12 protein-coding genes are annotated in these 21,281 nt (G+C 72.2%); 2 read left to right on the plus strand and 10 right to left on the minus strand.

Going from position 1 to position 21,281, the window contains the following annotated elements:
- Positions 1-78: 78 nt before the first annotated feature.
- The 7 genes from pulA to ACF1ED_RS12710 form a co-directional block, all read right to left on the minus strand.
- Positions 79-5,376, minus strand: coding sequence for a pullulanase-type alpha-1,6-glucosidase (gene pulA, locus ACF1ED_RS12680; RefSeq protein WP_391759460.1), 5,298 nt, complete (start codon positions 5,374-5,376; stop codon positions 79-81).
- Between the two features lie 68 nt (positions 5,377-5,444).
- Positions 5,445-7,172, minus strand: coding sequence for a carbohydrate-binding module family 20 domain-containing protein (locus ACF1ED_RS12685; protein WP_391759462.1), 1,728 nt, complete (start codon positions 7,170-7,172; stop codon positions 5,445-5,447).
- Positions 7,173-7,313: 141 nt separating this feature from the next.
- Positions 7,314-8,381, minus strand: coding sequence for a LacI family DNA-binding transcriptional regulator (locus ACF1ED_RS12690; protein ID WP_391759465.1), 1,068 nt, complete (start codon positions 8,379-8,381; stop codon positions 7,314-7,316).
- A complete protein-coding gene (locus ACF1ED_RS12695; RefSeq protein ID WP_391759467.1) occupies positions 8,369-10,036 on the minus strand; it encodes an alpha-amylase family glycosyl hydrolase in 1,668 nt (555 codons plus the stop codon). Before ACF1ED_RS12695 ends, ACF1ED_RS12690 begins: the two co-directional genes overlap by 13 nt.
- A 50-nt stretch (positions 10,037-10,086) precedes the next feature.
- Entirely contained in the window at positions 10,087-10,959 is an 873-nt protein-coding gene (locus ACF1ED_RS12700) for a sugar ABC transporter permease (protein WP_391759469.1), read from the minus strand.
- Positions 10,956-11,969 (minus strand): sugar ABC transporter permease, encoded by a 1,014-nt coding sequence (locus ACF1ED_RS12705; RefSeq protein ID WP_351848141.1) that lies wholly within the window; start codon positions 11,967-11,969, stop codon positions 10,956-10,958. Before ACF1ED_RS12705 ends, ACF1ED_RS12700 begins: the two co-directional genes overlap by 4 nt.
- Before the next feature lie 19 nt (positions 11,970-11,988).
- Entirely contained in the window at positions 11,989-13,266 is a 1,278-nt protein-coding gene (locus tag ACF1ED_RS12710) for an extracellular solute-binding protein (RefSeq protein ID WP_391759471.1), read from the minus strand.
- Between the two features lie 426 nt (positions 13,267-13,692).
- On the opposite strand from ACF1ED_RS12710, the gene ACF1ED_RS12715 reads away from it, so the two are divergent.
- Both ACF1ED_RS12715 and ACF1ED_RS12720 read left to right on the plus strand, forming a co-directional pair.
- Positions 13,693-14,715 carry a LacI family DNA-binding transcriptional regulator gene (locus ACF1ED_RS12715; RefSeq protein WP_391759473.1) on the plus strand — a complete coding sequence of 341 codons (1,023 nt, stop codon included), beginning with the start codon at positions 13,693-13,695 and terminating at the stop codon, positions 14,713-14,715.
- Between the two features lie 82 nt (positions 14,716-14,797).
- Positions 14,798-15,712, plus strand: coding sequence for a phosphatase PAP2 family protein (locus ACF1ED_RS12720; RefSeq protein WP_391759475.1), 915 nt, complete (start codon positions 14,798-14,800; stop codon positions 15,710-15,712).
- Between the two features lie 116 nt (positions 15,713-15,828).
- On the opposite strand, the gene ACF1ED_RS12725 is transcribed toward ACF1ED_RS12720, so the two are convergent.
- From ACF1ED_RS12725 to ACF1ED_RS12735, 3 genes are all read right to left on the minus strand, one after another.
- The gene (locus tag ACF1ED_RS12725) at positions 15,829-17,025 is read right to left on the minus strand and encodes an NAD(P)/FAD-dependent oxidoreductase (RefSeq protein ID WP_391759477.1); all 1,197 of its coding nucleotides are present in this window, start codon (positions 17,023-17,025) and stop codon (positions 15,829-15,831) included.
- A gap of 126 nt (positions 17,026-17,151) precedes the next feature.
- A complete protein-coding gene (sigJ, locus tag ACF1ED_RS12730) occupies positions 17,152-18,093 on the minus strand; it encodes an RNA polymerase sigma factor SigJ (RefSeq protein ID WP_391759479.1) in 942 nt (313 codons plus the stop codon).
- A 60-nt stretch (positions 18,094-18,153) separates the two neighbouring features.
- A complete protein-coding gene (locus ACF1ED_RS12735; protein ID WP_391759481.1) occupies positions 18,154-21,141 on the minus strand; it encodes a bifunctional [glutamine synthetase] adenylyltransferase/[glutamine synthetase]-adenylyl-L-tyrosine phosphorylase in 2,988 nt (995 codons plus the stop codon).
- Between the last annotated feature and the right edge of the window lie 140 nt (positions 21,142-21,281).

The raw sequence follows: 21,281 nt of genomic DNA on the forward strand, positions 1-21,281 counted from the left end.
GGGTGTCGGGCCACAGCTTTACGGCGCGGGCCCCGGCCGCACAAGTGGCGGCCGGGGCCCGCGTCCCGGGGAGGACCGTCAGCCGGTGGCCTTGAAGACCGCGACCGTGCGGGCCGGGACCGTGAAGGTGCCCGAACCGGCCTCGTAGGAGGCGGACCTGGTCACGGCGTCGGAGCCGTTCGCCTGCACGGGGTGCAGGCCGTAGGCGGTGCCGGCCAGGGCGGCGACCGTCTGCGTGCGCTCGCCCGGGGTGGCGTTGAAGACCACCACGAGGTCACCGAGGCGCATGGTGATCACGCCCGGGGTCTCGTCCGCGCCGGAGAGCGGGAAGGAGAGGGCGGACTGCACCTGGCCGGCCGTGGCCAGGGAGAAGCCCGGCTCGGTGGTGCGGATCTTCTGGAGGTCCCGGTAGGCGGCGGAGGCGCCGTCGATCTCGGCGCAGCCCGGCGTCAGGTTCGGGAGGGTGAGGAGCGGCTTGCCGTAGCCCCACTTCGCCTTGTTGTCGGCGGCCGGCGGGAGGCCGATGCCGAAGCCGTTGCCGTCCCGGCAGTCCCAGTGGATCGAGTTGAACCAGTCGCCGCTGTCGAAGGAGTTGCGGTCGAGGGACTTGGAGCGGAGCAGGTCGGAGCCGGCCTGGGAGAGCGCCGGGCCCTGGGAGAGGGTGGCCGTGGCCATGGCGAGGACCTGCATGCGGGCCCGGTCGGCGGCGGAGGTGCCGGCGGGCAGCTTGAAGGCGAGGGCGTCGTAGAGGGTCTCGTTGTCGTGGGCGTCGGCGTAGGCGAGGGCGTCGCCGGGGGCGGCGGCGTAGCCGGCCGGGGCGCCGTTGTAGTCGACCTCGGAGCCCTTGACCGTGCGCCCGGCGGTGTCGGTGAAGGTGTAGGAGGCGAGGTTGCCGGTGAGGCCGACCTTGATGAGGTCCTGGTAGTGCAGGAGGCGGGCCTTCTGCTCGGCCGGGGTGCCGTTGGCGGTGGAGGCGTTGGGGTCGGTGTAGAGGCCGGAGGCGAAGCCCTGGACGCCGGGGTCCTCGTCGAAGGGGCCGCCGCCGCGGACGGCGTCGCGGGCCCGGTCGGAGAAGGTGGCGATGCCGGTGCCGGCCATGTTCTTCTGGGTGGCCTGGACGAAGCGGGCGTCGTCGGCGATCTCGCCGAAGTTCCAGCCCTCGCCGTAGAGGACGATCGCCTTGCCGTCGACGCCGTCCTTCTCGACGGTCAGGGCGTCGAGCGCGGCGCGGACGGCGAGGATGTTCTCCTTCGGGTGGTGGCCCATGAGGTCGAAGCGGAAGCCGTCGACCTTGTACTGCTTCGCCCAGGTGACGACCGAGTCCACGACGAGCTTGCCCATCATGGCGTTCTCGGGCGCGGTGTTGGCGCAGCAGGTGGAGGTGGCGACGGAGCCGTCGGCCTGGAGGCGCTGGTAGTAGCCGGGCACGATCTTGTCGAGGACGGACTTGTCGGACTGCCCGGCGGCGACGGTGTGGTTGTAGACGACGTCCATGACCGTGCGCAGGCCCTGCCCGTTGAGGGCCTGGACCATCTGCCGGAACTCGACCGTGCGGCGGGTGCCGTTCGGGTCGGTGGAGTAGGAGCCCTCGGGGACGGTGTAGTGCAGCGGGTCGTAGCCCCAGTTGTAGGCGTCCTTCGCCGCGGCGGCGGTGACGCAGGCCTGCTGCTCCTCGGAGTCGGGGGCGTAGACCTTGAGGTCGCAGGCGGGCTCGCTCTGCCCGGACTTCTTCTCGGGGACGGTGCCGATGTCGAAGGCGGGCAGGAGGTGGACGTAGGAGGTGCCGGAGTCGGCGAGGGCCTTGAGGTGCTTGGAGCCCTCGCTGTTCCTGTCGGTGAAGGCGAGGAAGGTGCCCTTGTGGTCCGCCTTCGCCGTGGGGTCGGCGATCGAGAAGTCGCGGACGTGGAGTTCCTGGATCTGGGCGTCGCGCAGCGGCACGGCGGCGGGCTTGCGCAGGGTCCTCCAGCCGGCCGGGGCGAGCTTCGGGTCGGCGAGGTCGACGACGAGGCTGCGGGCGGAGTCGGCGGTGAGGGCGGTCGAGTAGGGGTCGGTGACCCGGTTCTCGACGACCTTCTGGACGGTGGGGGCCCAGACCTTCACGACGTAGCGGTACGGCTTGCCGGTCCAGGACCTGGGGCCGGTGGCCTTCCAGACGCCGGAGGCGTCGTCGCGGCGCATGGGCACGGTCCGGCCGTCGATCTCCAGGGCGACGGACCGCGCGGTGGGCGCCCACAGGGAGAGGGCGGGGCGGCCCTTCTTGTCGAAGACCGGGCCGAGGTCGGCCTCGACGGCCTTCGCGGCGTACAGGTCGTCGAGGACGCCGGCGGTCTGGACGCCGGTGGCGGCGAGCAGGGCGCCGTTGGCCGCGCGCTGGGTGGCGATCAGCTGGCCGCGCAGCGAGCCGCGGATCCGGTCGGCGTCGCGCGGGTCGACGGTGAAGGCGGGGTAGTCCTTGAGGTGCGGGAACTTCGCCTTCTGGGCGTCGGTGAGGCCGCCCGGGTTCAGCCGGAGCCACTGGCCCTCGTCGCTGAGGACGCCGTCGGTGGCGGTGATGCCGCCGTCGGGGGCGTACACGAGCTGCTGGCTGGTGGAGTCGGTCGCCTTGACCTTCCAGACGACGGTGTTCCGGTCGATCCACTGGGCCTCGGCCTTGCCGAGGTCGAGGCTGGGGGCGCCGCCGACGGTCGGCAGGAGGTACTTGGGCTGTCCGCCGAGGAGCCAGACCTCGTTGCCGTAGGTGGCGAGGTCGAGGGCCTGGTCGGTGGGGAGGTCCTTCTGGTCGCCCTTGTGGAGGATGTACGAGAGCGTGGTGGCGCCTTCGGCGAGCGGCACCTCGTAGACGGCGCCGTAGGCGTCGGTGCGGGTGGGCAGCAGGGGCTTGGACCAGTCGGTGGGCCGGGCGGCGCCGGTCCACAGGTGGAGGCCCCAGCCGTCGTAGTCCCCGTCGGCGCGCTGGTAGTGGATGACGGCCTTGGTCTTGTCCTGCGGGGCGGGGGCCGGGGCGGTCTCGGACTGGCCGTCCTGGCCCTGGGTGACCCAGACCTCGCCGGTGCGGCCGAGGGCGATGGTGCGCTGGGGGCCGTCGGCGGCGCCGTCCTTCTCGACGGTGTAGGCGACGGAGGAGGCGCCCTCGGGGAGCTTCACCCAGGCGAAGGCGCCGTGGGCGTCGCGGCCGGTGAAGGCGGCCTCCTGGCCGGCGGCCTTGAGGGTCCAGCCGTCGTAGTCGCCGTCCTCGCGCTTGTAGTGGACGATCGCGTACGGGCGCTCGACGGCGACCGGCTTCTCGGGCGCCGGGGGCGCTCCGGCGGTGGTGGCGGCGGTGGCGCTCGCGGTGCGTCCGGCGGAGTCGACGACGACGGCCTTGTAGCGCAGCGCGGTGCCGGCGGGGGCGGTGACGTGCTGGGTGACCTTGTAGGGGGCGTGGTCGGCGGTGCCGAGGGTCTGCCAGCGGCCGTTGCCGACCTGGGCGGCGAAGACGACCCTGCTCAGGCCGTCGCCGGTGACGTCGGCGGTGAGCTCGACGGTGCCGGTGGCGCCGGCGGCGGGGGCCTTGAGGGTGACGGCCGGCGTGCCGGTGGCGGCCGGGAGGGGCCGGTCGGCCTTGAGGACGAGGGTGGAGAGGGCCGGGACGGTGACCGTGACCTTGCCGTCCTCGGCCGCGACGGCGCCCCGGCCCCCGTACAGGGCGTGGAAGGCGGCGGAGTCGACCGGGATGCTCACGGTCTTCGCCTCGGTGGCGCTGTTGGCGGCGACCAGGTACTCGACGCGCTGCTTCGCGTCGGTGCGGGAGGCGGCGTAGACGGAGCCCTCGGCGTAGCGCTCCCGCTGGACGCCGTCGCGCAGGGCGGGGTGTTCGCGGGTGAGCTTCGACAGGGCGGCGATCGACCTGTAGAGCGGGTGGCCGGTGTCGTAGGCGTCGGAGGCGTGGGTGCGGTCGGTGCCGAGCTGGTCGTCGTCGAGGTAGTCGGGCACCCTGGAGGCGAAGAGGGTCTGGCGGGCGTCCTTGTCGCCGCCGGCGCCGGTGTAGCCCTGCTCGTCGCCGGAGTAGACCACCGGGTTGCCGCGGGAGAGGAACATCAGCTCGTTGGCGAGCGTGGCGCGGCGGACGAGTTCGGCGTCGGAGGCGTTCGGGTTGTCCTGCTTGAGGAAGGTCCCGAAGCGGCCCATGTCGTGGTTGCCGAGGAAGGTGACCTGCTCGTAGGCGTTGGCCTTGTCGGTGGTGTAGCGGTAGTCGTCGCCGAAGACCCTGGCGAGGCGGTCGGCGCCGGAGCCCTGGGAGGCGAAGGCGCGCGCGGCGTCCTGGAAGGGGAAGTCGAGGGTGGCGTCGAGCCGGCCGCGGGTGACGTAGGGGGCGGTGACGGTGGTGTCGGCGGAGTAGACCTCGCCGAACATGAAGAAGTCCTCGCGGCCCCGCTTCTTGGCGTACGCGTCGAGGGCGGTGGCCCACTGCGTCCAGAAGTCCAGGTCCACGTGCTTGACGGTGTCGATGCGGAAGCCGTCGATGTCGAAGTCGCGGACCCACGTCTCGTAGATCCTCTTCATGCCCTCGACGACCTCGGGGCGTTCGGTCCACAGGTCGTCGAGGCCGACGAAGTCGCCGTACTCGGCGGACTCGCCCTGCCAGGTGGAGTCGCCGCGGTTGTGGTACATCGCCGGGTCGTTGAGCCAGGCGGGGACCTTGGTGTTCGCCTTCTCGACGGGGGTGTACGGGAAGGAGTCCGCGTCCACCTCTCCGATCGCGGCGCGGTCGTCGAAGGGGCGGCCGTCCTCGTCGAGGTAGGGGTAGGCGCCCTTGGGGCGGTAGCCGTACTTCTTCTCGGCGTAGTCGACGGTGTCGGCGGTGTGGTTGGTGATGACGTCGAAGAAGACCTTCATGCCCTTGGCGTGGGCGGCCTCGATGAGCTTCTTGAGGTCGTCGTTGGTGCCGAAGTGCGGGTCGACCTGGGTGAAGTCGGTGATCCAGTAGCCGTGGTAGCCGGCCGAGGCGTCCTTGCCCTCGCCCTGCACGGGCCGGTTCTTGAAGATCGGCGCCATCCAGATGGAGGTGGTGCCGAGGCCCTTGATGTAGTCCAGGCGCCGGGTGAGGCCCTTGAGGTCGCCGCCCTGGTAGAAGCCCTTGTCGGCGGGGTCGAAGCCGGTGGCGGTGCGGCTGCCGGTGAGGCCGCCGCGGTCGTTGGAGGTGTCGCCGTTGGCGAACCGGTCGGGCAGCACGAAGTAGAACTGCTCGCGGGTGAGGTCCTGGCGGGCCGGTTCGGCGGCCAGCGCCCGGTCCGACGGCGGGGCCGGAGGGCGGGGGGCGGCGGTGGCCGGGAGGGCGGGCACGAGGGCCGCGCACAGGGCGGCGGCGAGCGCCACGGCCGTTCTCTTGGGTATCACGGGGGCTCCCTGGAGGTACGGGAAGAGGGGGCCGCCCCGGTCGGGGCGGCCCTGCGGAGGGAGGGGGCTCAGCTGCGGAAGGTGTCGTTCAGGACGACCTGGCCGGAGGCGGGGACGGTCGCGGTGCGGTTGGCACCGGACTCCCAGGTGACGTTCCCGGACCCGTCCTTGCGGATGTACTTGTACTCGAAGGCCGTGCCGGCGGGGAGGGAGACCGTCAGCTTCCAGACGGGGTAGGTGGCGGGGTCGAGCTTCAGGGCGGAGGCGGGGGCCCAGTTGCCGAGCTCGGCGCGGTTGCCGACGACGTAGACGTTCTGGCCGATCACCGTGGTGGCGGTGGCGTTGAAGGAGGCGCCCGCGGTGGCGGGGGGCGTCGTCGGCGGGGTGGTGGGCGGCGTGGTGGGGGTGGTGCCGCCGCCGCAGGTGGTGGCGTTCACGTGCAGGGCGACGGCGGTGTTGGCGCCGATCGTGGCGGTGAACTGCCCGGAGGAGTTGACGGTGACGGCGGTGTTCGACTGCACGTCGCAGTAGGTGCCGGCCGGCAGGGAGGTCTGGAAGGTGCGGGAGAGCGCGGAGGACTCGTGGTTGATCGCCACGTAGGCCTTGGCGCCGCGGCCGAACGCGATCGCGTTGCCGCCGTTGTCCCACCAGTTGGTGACGGCCTCGCCGCGGGCGGTGTTGCGGAAGGCGACCATGGAGGAGATCTCGCGCCAGGCGTGCTGGCACTTCCAGCCGTCGGTGTAACAGGCGTTCACCTGGCCGCCGTTGGGCGGGCCCGCGTCCTTGTCGGTCCACTCGTAGCCGGAGTGGACGTCCGGGGAGCCGTAGGGCCAGGCGAGCATGAAGACGGAGGCGAGGGTGTAGTTGGCGCCGTCCTTGTAGGACAGGGTGTCGCCGCCGCGCTCGGTGTCGTGGTTGTCGACGAAGACGCCGGACTGGCCGGAGGGCATGTAGCCCCAGGCCTCGCCGAAGTTCTTCAGGTAGGCGAGCTTCTCGTTCTGGAGGACCCGCTTGAGGTCGCGGGCGTAGCGGAACTCCTGGACGTCGCCGCTGCCGAGGTACTCGCTCGGGGAGACGGCCTCGCCGGCGCCGTGGATGGCCTCCAGCTTCCAGAAGGCCGAGGGGTTCGTCAGGCGGGACTTGATGTTGGTGAGGTCGGCGGCCGGCATGTGCTTGGCGGCGTCGATGCGGAAGCCGTCCACGCCGAGCGACAGCAGGTCGTTGAGGTAGCCGGCTATCTTGCCGCGGACGTGGTCCTCGCCGGTGTCGAGGTCGGGGAGCTGGACCAGTTCGCAGTTCTGGACGTTGGCCCGGTCCTGGTAGTTGGAGATCGAGGACCGGCAGTCGTCCATGTCGGAGCCGGAGTAGAGGCCCGGGTAGTCGTACTTGGAGAACGGGGTCCCGCCCGTTCCGGTGCCGGAGCCGTTGGCCATGTGGTTGATGACCGAGTCGGCGACGACCTTCACGCCGGCGGCGTGGCAGGCGTCCACCATGTTCTTGAAGGCGGTGCGGTCGCCGAGGCGGCCGGCGATCTTGTAGCTGACGGGCTGGTACGAGGTCCACCACTGTCCGCCCTGGAGGTGCTCCTGGGGCGGGGAGACCTGGACGTAGCCGTAGCCGGCGGGGCCGAGGCGGTCGGTGCACTCACGGGCCACCGAGGCGAAGTTCCACTCGAACATCACCGCCGTGACGTCCTTGGTCCCCGGCGGCGTGGCCTGTGCCGGGGCGTTGGCCGTGACGGCCGCAGCGGCTCCCGCCACGAGGGCGAGTGCAGCGGCCACGGTCTTTCTTGCCATGCTTCCTCCTGTACGACGTCCCTGTCGCGTGCGAGAGCTGTTCGCAAGAAGTTGCCGAAATTCTCAGCAACTGTTTTCAGCCGCGACCGTAGGGGCGTACAGGCGTGCGGTCAATACTTCCGGCACGCCCCTCGCAAGGGATTACGCAAGGAGTTGCGGCGGCTGCGCGGTGGAACCGCGCACGACCAGCTCCGGCTGGAAGACGAACTCGGTGCGCTGCACCGGGTTGCCCTCGATCTCCTCCAGGAGCGCGCCGGCGGCCGCCGTCGCCATGGCCTGCACGGGCTGGCGCACAGTGGTCAGCGGCGGGTCGGTGAAGGCGATCAGCGGCGAGTCGTCGAAGCCGACGACGGAGACGTCCCGGGGCACGTCGAGGCCCCGGGCGCGGGCCGCCCGGACGACGCCGAGCGCCATCAGGTCGGAGCCGCACACGATGCCCGTGCAGCCCTCGTCGAGCAGGATCTCGGCGGCGGCGTGCCCGCCCTCGACGCCGAACAGGGTGGGCCGCACGAAGCGTTCGGCCTCCGCCCGCTCCACGCCGAGCATCTCGTACAGCTCGGCGGCGAAGCCCTCGGCCTTGCGGCGCGAGGGCACGTAGCGGGTCGGGCCGATGGCGAGGCCGATCCGCTCGTGGCCCAGCTCGGCCAGGTGCCGCACGGCCATCCGCGCCGCGGCCCGGTCGTCCGGGGAGACGAAGGTGGCGTCGATCCGCTCGTGGTAGCCGTTGATGAGGACGTACGGCACGCCCCGCTCGGTCAGCCTGGCGTACCGCGCCGGGTCCGCGGAGGCGTCCGCGTGCAGCCCGGAGAGGAAGACGATGCCGGCCACCCCGCGCTCGACGAGCTGGTCGACCAGCTCGTCCTCGGTGGCGCCGCCGGGCATCTGGGTGCAGAGCACCGGCGTGTAGCCGTGCCCGGCCAGCACCTGTTCGACGACCTGCGCGAAGGCCGGGAAGATCGGGTTGGTCAGCTCGGGCACCACGAGCCCGACGAGGCCCGCGCTGCGGCGTTTGAGCCGTACGGGACGCTCGTAGCCGAGCACGTCGAGCGCCGCGAGCACCTTGTGCCGGGTCCCGCCGGCCACCCCCGCCTTGCCGTTGAGGACCCGGCTGACGGTGGCCTCGCTGACCCCCGACTGGGCCGCGATGTCCGCGAGCCGCGGGGCACCGTGTCCGGTGCCCCGCGGCGGGGGGATCGTCACACCGCCCACCAGACGGTGGTGTCGGCCGGCACCTCTGCGGCGTCGTCGACGATCCTGACGTCCTCGTTGGAGAGGAGATACCGGCCGGGCAGCGGGACGGAGATGGCCCGGCCGGTGGTGTTGGCGGTGCAGACGAAGCCGTCGCGGCGGAAGGAGAGCACACCCTCGGGTGCCTCCAGCCACTCCACGGCCTCGCCCGCACCGAGTTCGGGGCGCTCGCGGCGCACGGCGAGCGCGCTGCGGTACAGCTCCAGGGTGGAGCCGGGGTCGCCGGTCTGCGCCTCGACGCTCAGGGCGCCCCAGCCGTCCGGCTGCGGCAGCCAGGAGCCGCCGGAGCCGAAGCCGTACGAGGAGCCCCCGGCGGTCCACGGGATCGGCACCCGGCAGCCGTCGCGGTAGCCGTCCTGGCCGCTGGCCCGCCAGAACGACGGGTCCTGGCGCACCTCGTCGGGCAGGTCGGTGACGTCCGGCAGGCCCAGCTCCTCGCCCTGGTACACGTACGCGGAACCGGGCAGGGCCAGCATCAGCAGGGTGGCGGCGCGGGCCCGGCGCAGGCCGAGCTCGCGGTCGCCGGCGGTGCGCAGCTGGGTGCCGAGGCCCGCCGGGTTGGCGAAGCGGGTGGCGTGCCGGGTGACGTCGTGGTTGGAGAGCACCCAGGTGGTGGGGGCGCCGACCGGGCGCATCGCCTCCAGCGAGGCGTCGATGACGGCGCGCAGCTCGGCCGCGTCCCAGTGGGTGCCCAGGTACTGGAAGTTGAACGCCTGGTGCATCTCGTCGGGGCGCACGTAGTTCGCGGTGCGCTCGACGGTCGGGGTCCACGCCTCGGCGACGAGGACGCGCTGTCCGTCGTACTCCGCCAGGATCTTCCGCCAGGAGCGGTAGATCTCGTGGACGCCGTCCTGGTCGAAGAAGGGCATGACGTCGTTGCCGAGCAGCCTCAGCTGGTCGTGCGCGCCGAGGTCGGGCAGGCCGGGGGCCTTGACCAGGCCGTGGGCGACGTCGACGCGGAAGCCGTCGACGCCCATGTCGAGCCAGAAGCGCAGGATCGAGCGGAACTCGTCGCGGACGGCCGGGTGCTCCCAGTTGAAGTCCGGCTGCTCGGGGGCGAAGAGGTGGAGGTACCACTCGCCGGGGGTGCCGTCCTCGTTCTCGACCCGGGTCCAGGCGGGGCCGCCGAAGATGGACTCCCAGTCGTTGGGCGGGAGCTCGCCGTTCTCGCCCTTGCCGGGGCGGAAGTGGTAGCGCTCGCGCAGCGGGGAGCCGGGGCCCTCGCGCAGGGCGCGCTGGAACCACTCGTGCTGGTCCGAGGAGTGGTTGGGGACCAGGTCCACGATGATGCGCAGGCCCAGGTCGTGGGCCTCGCGGATCAGGGCGTCGGCGTCGAGCAGCGAGCCGAACATCGGGTCGATGGCCCGGTAGTCGGCGACGTCGTAGCCGGCGTCCGCCTGGGGGGAGGCGTAGAAGGGGGAGAGCCACACGGCGTCGACGCCGAGCTCCTTGAGGTACGGCAGCCGGCCGCGGATGCCCACCAGGTCGCCCATGCCGTCGCCGTTGCCGTCGGCGAAGCTGCGCGGGTAGACCTGGTAGATCACCGCGTCTCTCCACCAGCCCGTGTCGGTGCCGGTGGTGGGGGCGTCGGCGGCGGGGGCGAGATGCTGGGTCATGTCTTCCCTGGGAGGTAAGGAGGGGCGTACGGGTTCGGCGTTCAGGGCCGTCAGCCCTTGACGGCACCGGCTGACATGCCGGTGACGAGGTGGCGCTGGGCGAAGAGGAACACCAGGGCCGCGGGGATGGCGATGAGGACGGAGGCCGCCGTCATCGGACCCCACTGGGCCCCGTACTGGTTGACGAACTTCTGCAGACCGCCGGCGAGCGTCATGTTCTCGTCGCCGACCATGAAGGCGGAGGCGTAGGCGACCTCGCCCCAGGCGGTGATGAAGGAGTAGAAGGCGGTCACCGCGATGCCCGGCTTGGCGAGCGGCAGGATGAGGCGCCAGAAGGTGCCGAAGGGGGTGAGCCCGTCGACGTAACCCGACTCGTCGATCTCGCGCGGGATGCCGTCGAAGAAGCCCTTCATCATCCAGGCGCAGAAGGGGACGGCGATGGTCAGGTAGGTGATGACCAGGCCGGCCGACTGGTTGAGCAGCCCCAGCGACGCCATGATGTTGTAGATCGGCACGATGAGGACGGCGACCGGGAACATCTGCGTGATGAGCAGGGTCCACATCAGGCCGCGCTTGCCGGGGAAGCGGAAGCGGCTGACCGCGTAGCCGGTGGTGGCGGAGATGAACACGCCGATGAGCGTGGTGAGCGCGGCGACGAGGAGCGAGTTCCCGAACCAGGTGAGGAACGGGGTGTCCCTCAGCAGGTTCGTGTAGTTCTCGAACGTCGTCTCCTTGAAGAAGTCCGTGGTGGTCGCGTACTTCGCGGGCTTGAGCGAGGTCAGCAGGACCCACAGCACCGGGAAGACGGCGACGACGGAGGCGACGATCAGGGTGACGTGCAGCGCCACCGAGGCGAGCGGAGAGCGACGGCCCCGGAGGGGGGCGTTCAGCCGCTGCGTGGGGGTGGGGGTCGTGGTGGTCACCAGACTTCTCCCTGCTTGCGGAGGACGCGCCGGTAGATCGCGGCGAAGAGCATCAGGAGCACCAGGATGAGGACGCCCCACGTGGACGACTGGGCGAAGTCGCGGGGACTGATCTCGAAGGAGAACTTGTACGCCTGGGTGACGAGGATCTGGGTGGCCTCGCCGGGTCCGCCCCGGGTGAGCAGGAAGATCACCGGGAACATGTTGAAGGTCCAGATGGTGGAGAGGAGGATCACCGTGCTGGAGACGGACCGCAGGCCCGGCAGGGTGATGTTCCTGAAGCGCTGCCAGGCGTTGGCCCCGTCCATCTCGGCCGCCTCGTAGAGCTCGCCGGGGATGGACTGGAGGCCGCCGAGGAGGGCCACCATCATGAAGGGGATGCCGAGCCAGACGTTGACGGCGATGACGGAGAACTTGGCCCAGGTGGGGTCGTTCAGCCACGGGACGCCGTCGACTCCGATGCCGGAGAGGATCTGGTTGAGCATGCCGCGGCGCTCGTCGTAGAGGAAGCGCCAGGCGAAGACCGAGACGAAGCCGGGGACCGCCCAGGGCAGGATGAGCATCATCCGGTAGGCGGAGCGGCCGGCGATCTTGCGGTTGAGGATGTTGGCGAGGGCCAGGCCGAGGGCGAAGGTGATCGACACGCAGGCCACGGTCCACAGGACCGTCCAGCCGAGCGTCGCCCAGAACTGGCTGCCGTTGAGGGCCGTGACGTAGTTGTCCAGGCCCACGAACTCGTAGCTGGCCGGGATCTCGTTGACACCGATGCTGCGCGCGACGTTGCGCTCGTTGGCGTCGGTGAGCGACAGGTAGATGCCGCGCACCAGGGGGTACCCGATGATCACGGCGATCACGATCACCACCGGGGCGATCATGGCCCACGCGTACCAGTGGGTGGCGAGGGAGCGCTTCGGCGCCCGGCGCTTCGAACCAGTCCCGCGGCTCCGGCCGCGGGCGACGTCGTCGCCCGCGGCCTTCGCCACCGACTGGCTGGGGGTGTCCACAGCCATCAGCCGGCCAGCCTTCCTCTTACTTCCAGTCCTTCAGGAGCTTGCGGTAGTTGTCGCCGACCGCCTTGGCGCCCTGCTCCGGGGTGGTCTGTCCGGTGAGGACCTTGGTGTACTCGGTGCCGAGCGGCGTGAAGAGGCTGCCGGCCTCGGGGATCCAGGGGCGCTCGACGGCCTTCTCGACGACCGGCTTGAAGAAGCCGATCATCTCGTTCTTGGCGACGTCCTTCTGGAGGTACGCGGACTGACGGGTCGGGAGGAGGCTGAGCTCCTGGGTGACCTTGGCCTGGTTCTCGACCGACGTCATGTACTCGACGAAGGCGTAGGAGGCCTCCAGGTTCTTGGAGCCCGCGTACACGGCGAGGTTGTGGCCGCCCTGCGGGGCGCCCTGGCCGGCGGAGCCGGCCGGGACCGGGGCGATGCCGAGGTTCGCCTTGTCGGCGAACTCCTTGCCGGCGTAGGTGTCGGCCACGGCCCACGGGCCGTTGATCATCATGGCGACCTTGCCGTCCTTGAAGGCGGCCTGCATGTTGTCCCAGCCGTTGGTCGCGTCGGTGATCGCGGACTTGGAGTCGACGAGGTCCTTCACCGTCTTGAAGGCCTTGACGCCGGCCTCGTTGTCGACGGTGACCGTCTTGTTCTCGGCGTCGACCATGTCGCCGCCCTCGCCGTAGAGGAAGGAGAGGAACCAGTACGGGTCGTCGCCGCGGAGGTACAGGCCGGTCTTGCCGGTCTTCTCCTTGATCGTGGCGGAGACGGTCTTCAGCTCGGCGATGTTCTTCGGGACCTCGACGCCGGCCTCCTTGAAGATCTTCTTGTTGTAGAAGACGCCCATGGAGTCGATGACCTGCGGGACGGCGTAGGTCTTGCCGTTGTACTTGGTGGAGGCGGCGGCCTGGGCCAGGAAGTCGCCCTCGTCCTTCAGCGCGGCGGTGCCGTCCAGCGGGGCGAGGTAGCCGAGGTTGGCGAAGTCGGGGGTCCAGGCGACCTCGGAGCGGATCACGTCGGGGGCGCCGGCGCCGGCCTGAGCGGCGTTCTTGAACTTGTTCTGCGCCTCGCCGAAGGGCACGTTCACGTACTTGACCGTGACCTTCGGGTGCTTCTTGGTGAAGTCCTCGGCGACCTTCTTGAAGACCTTGTCCTCGGAACCGACCGTGGAGGTGTCCCACCACGTCACGGTGCCGGAGAGCTCGCCCGAGCCCTTCGCCGCACCGTTGGAACCGCTGTCGCTTCCGCCGCACGCCGCCAGGGTGACGCCCAGGGCCGCGACCAGCGCGGTGGCCGCTATGCCACGCCGCATGTGAACTCCTTCAACATGATCCCGGGGAGACGAGGGGCTGGAACCTTCCTCATTGCGACCGCTCCCTCGCGGCGCTCCGGGTTGCCAGGAACGTAACAGGGATGAAAACGAGCCGAAAGACCTTGCGGCAGATTTCTGCAAGAACCGGGGATCGTTACATCCGCGTGTCCCGAAGGTTGCCATCGGGCCGCTTGACAGCGGCACGGAGGCTCGCCTTCCGCTGATTCACCCGAAATATCCGCCGAGAACCGGCCAGGGGGGCACACAAGAAACCGGCCCTTCCGCGACGGCGGCCCCCCGCCCCACCCCCGCATCCCGCTGCAAGACCTGCAAGACCTTGCGGGCCCTCTTGCGAACCGGCCCGCGCGAAGCGGTACCTCCCCCACTGGTGGGCAATACGCGCTGTGACCGGTACAGTCCACTCTCATGACCGCGCGGCTTGCCGACATCGCAGCCCAGGCGGGGGTCAGTGAAGCCACAGTCAGCCGCGTGCTCAACGGCAAGCCCGGTGTGGCCACGGCCACCCGTGAATCCGTCCTGGCCGCCCTCGACGTGCTCGGCTACGAGCGGCCGGTCCGGCTGCGCCAGCGCAGCGCCGGCCTGGTCGGGCTGATCACCCCCGAACTGGACAACCCCATCTTCCCGGCCCTCGCGCAGGTCATCGGACAGGCCCTGACCCGCCAGGGCTACACCCCGGTGCTCGCCACCCAGACCCCCGGCGGGTCCACCGAGGACGAGCTGACCGACATGCTGGTGGAGCGCGGGGTGGCCGGCATCATCTTCGTCTCCGGTCTGCACGCCGACACCACGGCGGACACCTCGCGCTACGACCAGCTGCGCGGCAAGGGCGTCCCGTACGTCCTCATCAACGGCTTCTCCCCCAAGGTGCAGGCGCCCTTCGTCTCCCCCGACGACCGGGCCGCGATGCAGCTGGCGGTCACCCACCTCGCCGCCCTCGGCCACACCCGGATCGGGCTGGCCGTCGGACCGAAGCGCTTCGTGCCGGTGCTCCGCAAGATAGAGGGCTTCCAGAAGGGCGTGCGGGACCGCCTCGGCCTCACCTCCGAGCAGTCCGAGGAGCTGATCCAGCACTCGCTGTACACCCTGGAGGGCGGCCAGGCGGCGACCGCCGCCCTGATCGCCAAGGGCTGCACGGCGGTGGTCTGCGCCTCCGACATGATGGCGCTCGGCGCCATCCGCGCGGCCCGCCAGCAGGGGCTGAACGTGCCGAGGGACGTCTCCGTCGTCGGCTTCGACGACTCCCCCCTCATAGCCTTCACCGATCCGCCGCTCACCACCATCCGGCAGCCGGTCCAGGCGATGGGACAGGCCGCCGTCCGCGCCCTCCTGGAGGAGGTCGGCGGCACCCCGGCCCCGCACTCGGAGTTCGTCTTCATGCCGGAGCTGGTCGTCCGCGGCTCCACCGCCTCGGCCCCTCCCGGCGCCTAGTACCTGAGAGGGAGAGGGTGCGCCGTACACCCGACCGAGGGATGATCGGTCGGGGGGCGTGGATCTGGCAAACTCTCTGCCTATGGGTGAAACGACCGTGAAGAGTTTGGACGACCGGACGACCCCGTCGTCACCCATCGTGGCCGACGGGCGGTGGGCCTGGCTGCGTGCGCGCACTCCACGGCGTCCCCGCATCTGGTTCGAACTGCTGCTGATCGGCATCAGTTACTGGGTGTACTCGCTCATCCGCAACGCGGTGCCGGAGCAGAAGGCCGAGGCGCTGCGGAACGCGGACTGGATCTGGCGGACCGAGGAGTCCCTCGGCCTCGCCTTCGAGCACGCCGTCAACCACGCGGTGAACTCGGTGACCTGGCTCATCGTGTCGATGAACTACTACTACGCGACGCTGCACTTCGTCGTCACCATCGGTGTGCTCGTGTGGCTGTACCGATGGCAGCCGGGCCGTTACGCCGCGTTCCGCACCGTCCTCTTCGCCACCACCGCCGTGGCCCTGGTCGGCTACTACCTGTATCCGCTCGCGCCCCCGCGGCTGATGGAGGGCAAGGACTTCGTCGACACGGTCCTGGTGCACCACACCTGGGGCTCGATGGCCTCGGGCGACCTCAAGCACATGTCGAACCAGTACGCGGCGATGCCGTCGATGCACATCGGCTGGTCGCTGTGGTGCGGGCTGACGATCTTCTTCCTGGCGAAGGCGCCGTGGGCCCGGATCCTGGGCCTGCTCTACCCGGCGGCGACCCTGGTCGTGATCGTCGCGACCGCCAACCACTTCTGGCTGGACGCCGTCGGCGGCATGGTCTGCCTCGCCTTCGGCTTCCTCGTCGCCTACTTCTGGTACGGCACCTGGCCCCACCGCCTCTCGAAGCGGGTGGAGCCGCTGGTCCCCTTCGAGGCGGAGGCGCCCGCCCCCGTGACGCGGGGGGCGGACGCCGGGCGGGACGCGGACCGCGAGGAGCGCGTCGGCTCCGGAAGGTGATCCGGCCGTGAGCGCCGAGGGCCCCCGCCGTTCCGCCGGCGGGGGCCCTCGGCGTCTCCGGAGCCGGGACCGGGGCAGCCGCGGAGGCGCGGCCGGGACGGCTTCCGCCGGTCCGTTCAGGCGACGGCCCGCGCGCCGACGGCGTCCCGGGCCTCCTGCCGGACCACGCGCCGCCGGCGGGTGGGCAGGCCCAGCGTCGGGTGGGCGACGCCCCAGGCGGCGCCCTTGCAGATGAGCTCCTTGTAGCGGGCGGCGAAGCGGCCGGTGAGGGCCTTCTCCTTGGCCCGGTCGTCGGCGGTGACGAACTGGATCAGGGCCTCCCCGCGGCCCAGCGAGACGCACTGCTGGGCGTAGCGGATGCCGACGCGGGGCACCTCGACGCCGGCGAGCCGGGCGGCGAGCGCGTCGGCGGCCTGCCAGGCCATGGGGACGCCCGAGGCGCAGGACATCCGGAGCGGCTTGTCGTTCGGGCCCGCGGCGATCGCCGCGTCGCCGACGGCGTAGACCTCGGGGTGGGAGACCGAGCGCATCGTCCCGTCGACCACGATCCGGCCGTCGGCGGCGAGCTCCAGGCCGCTGGCCCCGGCGATGGGGTGGACGGCGAAGCCGGTGGTCCACACGGTGACGTCGGCCGGGAGGTCCGCGCCGTCGGCGGTGGTCACCCGGTCCGCCGCCACGGCGGCGACGGACCGGTCCTCGTGGACGGTGACGCCGAGCCGGCCCAGGACCGTCCGCAGGTGGCCGCGGCCCTTCTCGGAGAGCCAGTCGCCGAGGGCGCCGCGGACCACCAGGGCCACGTCGAGGTCGGGGCGGCTCTCGGCGATCTCGGTCACGGCCTCCAGGCCGGTCAGGCCGCCGCCGACGACCACCACGGTCCGCCCGGCCTCCAGGGCGGCCAGCCGCTCGCGGAGCCGGAGGGCGCCGGGGCGGGAGGCGAGCTCGTGGGCGTGGTCGGCGACCCCGGGGACCCCGCCGTCGTTCCAGCCGCTGCCGAGGGCGTAGACCAGGGAGTCGTACGCCAGCTCCTCGCGTCCGGCGGCGCCGTCCACCGTGACCGTCCTGCGGTCGGCGTCGACGGCGGCGACCCGGGCGAGCTCCAGGCGGACGCCGGTGCCGGCGAACATCGCGTCGAAGGGGCGGGGGGCGAGGTCCTGGCCGGCGGCGAGCTGGTGCAGGCGGACGCGCTCGACGAAGTCGGCCTCCGCGTTGACGAGGGTGATGCTCACGTCCTCGCGGTGCAGCCGCCTGGCGAGGCGGCCGGCGGCGACGGCTCCGGTGTAGCCGGCTCCGAGGACGACGATGCGGTGCTGCATGACCGGGCTCCTGTCCGTACGGGGTCCGCGCCGTCTCTCCGGCGCGGTCTCGCACCTTGAACCGGACGGCCCCGCGTTTCCTGACAGGATCCGAATGTGACCCGCGTCACATCCTTCGCGGGGGTGTCAGAGGGTGTACAGCGGGGCCCCGTGCTCCCCGGCCGCCCACCGCTCGGTGGCGCGGCGCAGCTTGTCCGGGTTGACCTGGCTGCGGACCGCGACGATGCCGTCCGGGGTGACCTCCAGGCAGGAGATGCCGACGACCCGGCCGTCCACCACCGCGATGACGGCGGGCTCGCCGTTGGCGACGCCCGCGTAGATGCCGGGGACGCCGCCGACCAGGGCCCGCTTGGCGGGGGCGGGCTTGAACAGGCCGCGCAGGAAGGTGGCGACCGCACGCGCGCCCTCGAAGGCACTGGCGCGGGCGGGGACCTTGCCGCCGCCGTCGCCGAGGGCGGAGGCGTCCTGGGTGAGCAGCCGGACGAGCGGTTCGGTACGCCCGCTGGTGGCGGCGGCCAGGAACTCCTCGACGATCCTGCGGGCGGCGGCCCCGTCGATCTCGGTGCGGGCCCTGCCCTCCGCGAGGTGCTTCTTGGCCCGGTGGAAGAGCTGCTGGGCGGCGGCCTCCCCGATGTCGAGGATCTCGGCGACCTCCCGGTGGGCGTAGCCGAAGGCCTCGCGGAGCACGTACACGGCCCGCTCGTTCGGGGTGAGCCGCTCCAGGAGGACGAGGACGGCGTACGAGACGGATTCGCGCTGCTCGGCGGTGTCGGCGGGGCCGAGCATCGGGTCGCCGGTGAGCAGCGGCTCGGGGAGCCACTGGCCCACGTAGGTCTCTCGCCGGGCGCGGGCCGAGGTGAGCTGGTTGAGGCAGTAGTTGGTGAGCACCTTGGTGAGCCAGGCCTCGGGCACCTCGATGCGGCCGGTGTCGGCGGCCTGCCAGCGCAGGTAGGTCTCCTGCACGGCGTCCTCGGCCTCGCCGGACGAGCCGAGCATCCGGTAGGCGATGGCCTCCAGCCGGGGCCGCGCCGCCTCGAACCGGTCCACGTCGCTCATGATCAGGGCCATGCCACGATCGTATCCGGCCGGGCCCGGCGCGGCGAAGGGCGCCGGGCCGGGCCCCAACCGTCAGGCGCCGTAGAAGAGTTCGTCGACGACCGCGCGGGCGCGGCGGGTGATCCGTCGGTAGTCGTCGACCATCTCGCCCACATGGCCCGGGGCGTAGCCCAGGTAGCGTCCCACCGCGGCCAGTTCGCGCGGCTCGGAGGGGAAGGTGTCGCCGGGGCGGCCGCGGACGAGCATGACGGCGTTGCGCACCCGGGTGGCCAGCACCCAGGCCTCGTCCAGGGTCTGCGCCTCCTCGGTGGAGACCAGCCCGGCGGCGTGGGCGGCGAAGAGCGCGGTCCGGGTGCGGGTGGTGCGCAGGCCGGGCTCGGCCCAGCCGTGCCGCATCTGGAGCAGCTGGACGGTCCACTCGACGTCGCTGAGCCCGCCGCGGCCCAGCTTGGCGTGGAGGGTGGGGTCGGCGCCGCGCGGCAGCCGCTCGGACTCCATGCGGGCCTTGAGCCGGCGGATCTCGCGGACCGCGTCCTCGCCGAGTCCCTCGGCGGGGTAGCGGAGCGGGTCGACCAGCTCGACGAAGCGCCGGCCGAGGTCGGGGTCGCCGGCCATGGGGGCGGCCCGGAGCAGCGCCTGGGACTCCCAGACCAGGGACCAGCGGCGGTAGTAGGCGCCGTAGGAGGCGAGGGTGCGGACCAGGGGGCCGCTCCTGCCCTCCGGGCGCAGGTCGGCGTCGATCAGCAGCGGCGGGTCGGTGGTGGGCAGCTGGAGGAGCCGGCGCATCTCGGTGACGACCCGGTTGGCCGCCTTGGCGGCCTCCTGCTCGTCCACGCCCTCGCGCGGTTCGTGGACGAAGAGGACGTCGGCGTCGGAGCCGTAGCCCAGCTCGTGGCCGCCGAAGCGGCCCATGCCGATCACCGCGAAGCGGGTGGGGAGTTCGTCTCCCCACTCGGCGCGCACGGCGGCCCGCAGGGCGCCGGCGATCGTGGCGGCGTTGAGGTCGGTGACGGCCTCGCCGACCCGGTCGACGAGGGCGCCCGGGTCCGAGGTGCGGGGGCTGTCCTCGGTGCCGTACGAGTCGATGAGGTCGGCGGCGGCGGTACGGAACAGCTCGCGGCGGCGCACCCCGCGGGCGGCGGCGACGGCCTGCTCGGCGTCGTCCGCGCGGTTCACGGCGGCGAGGACCTCCTGCTCCAGGTGGTCCCGGCCGCGCGGCCCCAGCCCCTCGGGATCGCCGAGTATGGCGACCGCCTCGGGGGCGCGCAGCAGCAGGTCGGGGGCGAGCCGGCCGGCGGAGAGGACCCGGGCGAGGTTCTCGGCGGCGGCGCCCTCGTCGCGCAGCAGCCGCAGGTACCAGGGGGTCTTGCCCAGCGCGTCGGAGACCCGGCGGAAGCCGAGGAGGCCGGCGTCCGGGTCGGCGGAGTCGGCGAACCAGCCGAGCAGCACCGGCAGCAGGGTCCGCTGGATGGCGGCCTTGCGGCTGACGCCGGAGGCCAGCGCCTCCAGGTGGCGCAGGGCGGCGGCGGGGTCGGCGTACCCGAGGGCTTCGAGGCGCTGGCCGGCCGCCTTGGTGCTGAGCCGGGTCTCGCCGGGGGCGAGCTGGGCGACGGCGTCGAGCAGCGGCCGGTAGAAGAGCTTCTCGTGCAGGCGGCGGACGACGGACGCGTGCCGCCTCCACTCCTTGTTCAGCGCGGCGACCGGGTCGGTGCGCAGGCCGAGGGAGCGGCCGAGGCGGCGCAGGTCCTCCTCGCCCTCGGGGACGAGGTGGGTGCGGCGCAGCCGGTAGAGCTGGATGCGGTGCTCCATGGCGCGCAGGAAGCGGTACGCCTCGTCGAGCTGGGCCGCGTCGGCACGGCCGACGTAGCCGCCGGCGGCGAGGGCGGCGAGCGCGCCCAGGGTGGAGCCGCTGTGCAGGGTGGCGTCGCTGCGGCCGTGCACCAGCTGGAGGAGCTGGACGGCGAACTCGACGTCCCGCAGGCCGCCGGGGCCGAGCTTGAGCTCGCGGTCGACCCGGTCGACGGGGATGGTGGCGACGACCCGGCGGCGCATGGCCTGCACGTCGGTGACGAAGTTCTCGCGCTCGGCGGCCTGCCAGACCATCGGGGAGACGGCGTCGACGTAGGCGCTGCCCAGCTCGGCGTCGCCGGCCACCGGCCGCGCCTTGAGGAGGGCCTGGAACTCCCAGGTCTTCGCCCAGCGCTGGTAGTAGGCGAGGTGGGAGGAGAGGGTGCGGACCAGCGGGCCGTTGCGGCCCTCGGGGCGGAGGTTGGCGTCGACCGGCCAGATGGTGCCCTCGACGGTGGTCTCGGAGCAGATCCGCATGAGGTGGGAGGCGAGCCGGGTGGCGGCCTGGAGCGCCTTCGCCTCGTCGGCGCCCTCCACCGGCTCGCCCACGAAGATCACGTCGACGTCGGAGACGTAGTTCAGTTCGTGGCCGCCGCACTTGCCCATGGCGATCACGGCGAGCCGGCACTGGGCGGCGTCGGCGGGTTCGGCCGCCCGGGCGAGGGCGAGCGCGGCCCGCAGGGTGGCGGTGGCCAGGTCGGCCAGCTCGGCGGCCGTCTGGGCGACGTCGGTGGTGCCGCACACGTCCCGGGCCGCTATCCCGAGCAGGCAGCGGCGGTAGGCGACCCGCAGGGCCACCGGGTCGCTCGCCCCGGCGAGCCCGTGCTCGAACTCGGTCACCCCCGGGTGCAGGTCGACCGCCTCGTAGGTGACCAGGGTCTCCCAGTCCTTCGGGTGCCGGGCCAGGTGGTCGGCGAGCGCCTCCGAGGCGCCGAGCACCCCGAGCAGCCGGTCCCGGAAGGGCTTGGCCGACAGGAGGGTGGTGGTGAAGGTCCCCCGCTCGGTCTCGGGCTGCGCCTCGGCCAGCCGGACCAGGCCGCGCAGGGCGAGATCGGGGTCGGCGGTGGCGCCCAGCGCGTCGAGCAGGACGGGGTCGCCGCGCAGCGCGGCGAGCTCGGGCAGGCCGAGCAGCCGCTCGGCTCCGGACGGATCGGTGAACCCGTGCCGCAGCAGCCGTGAGAACGTACTGCTCCTGCGCCCCGGCACCGTCATCTCCGCCGCTCCCTCCAGCCGCACGCCCGACCCGTCGAGCCTATCCGCAGCGACCGCCGGGGGCGTGCGGGGCGGGGCGCGGCGAGCCTCCCGGGGGGCCGCTCCCGGGGCCCGCTCCCGCACGGCGGGCCGGCGGGCCA

It is taken from the genome of Streptomyces sp. NPDC014656, assembly GCF_043084305.1.
In the GTDB taxonomy this organism is placed as follows: Bacteria; Actinomycetota; Actinomycetes; order Streptomycetales; family Streptomycetaceae; genus Streptomyces.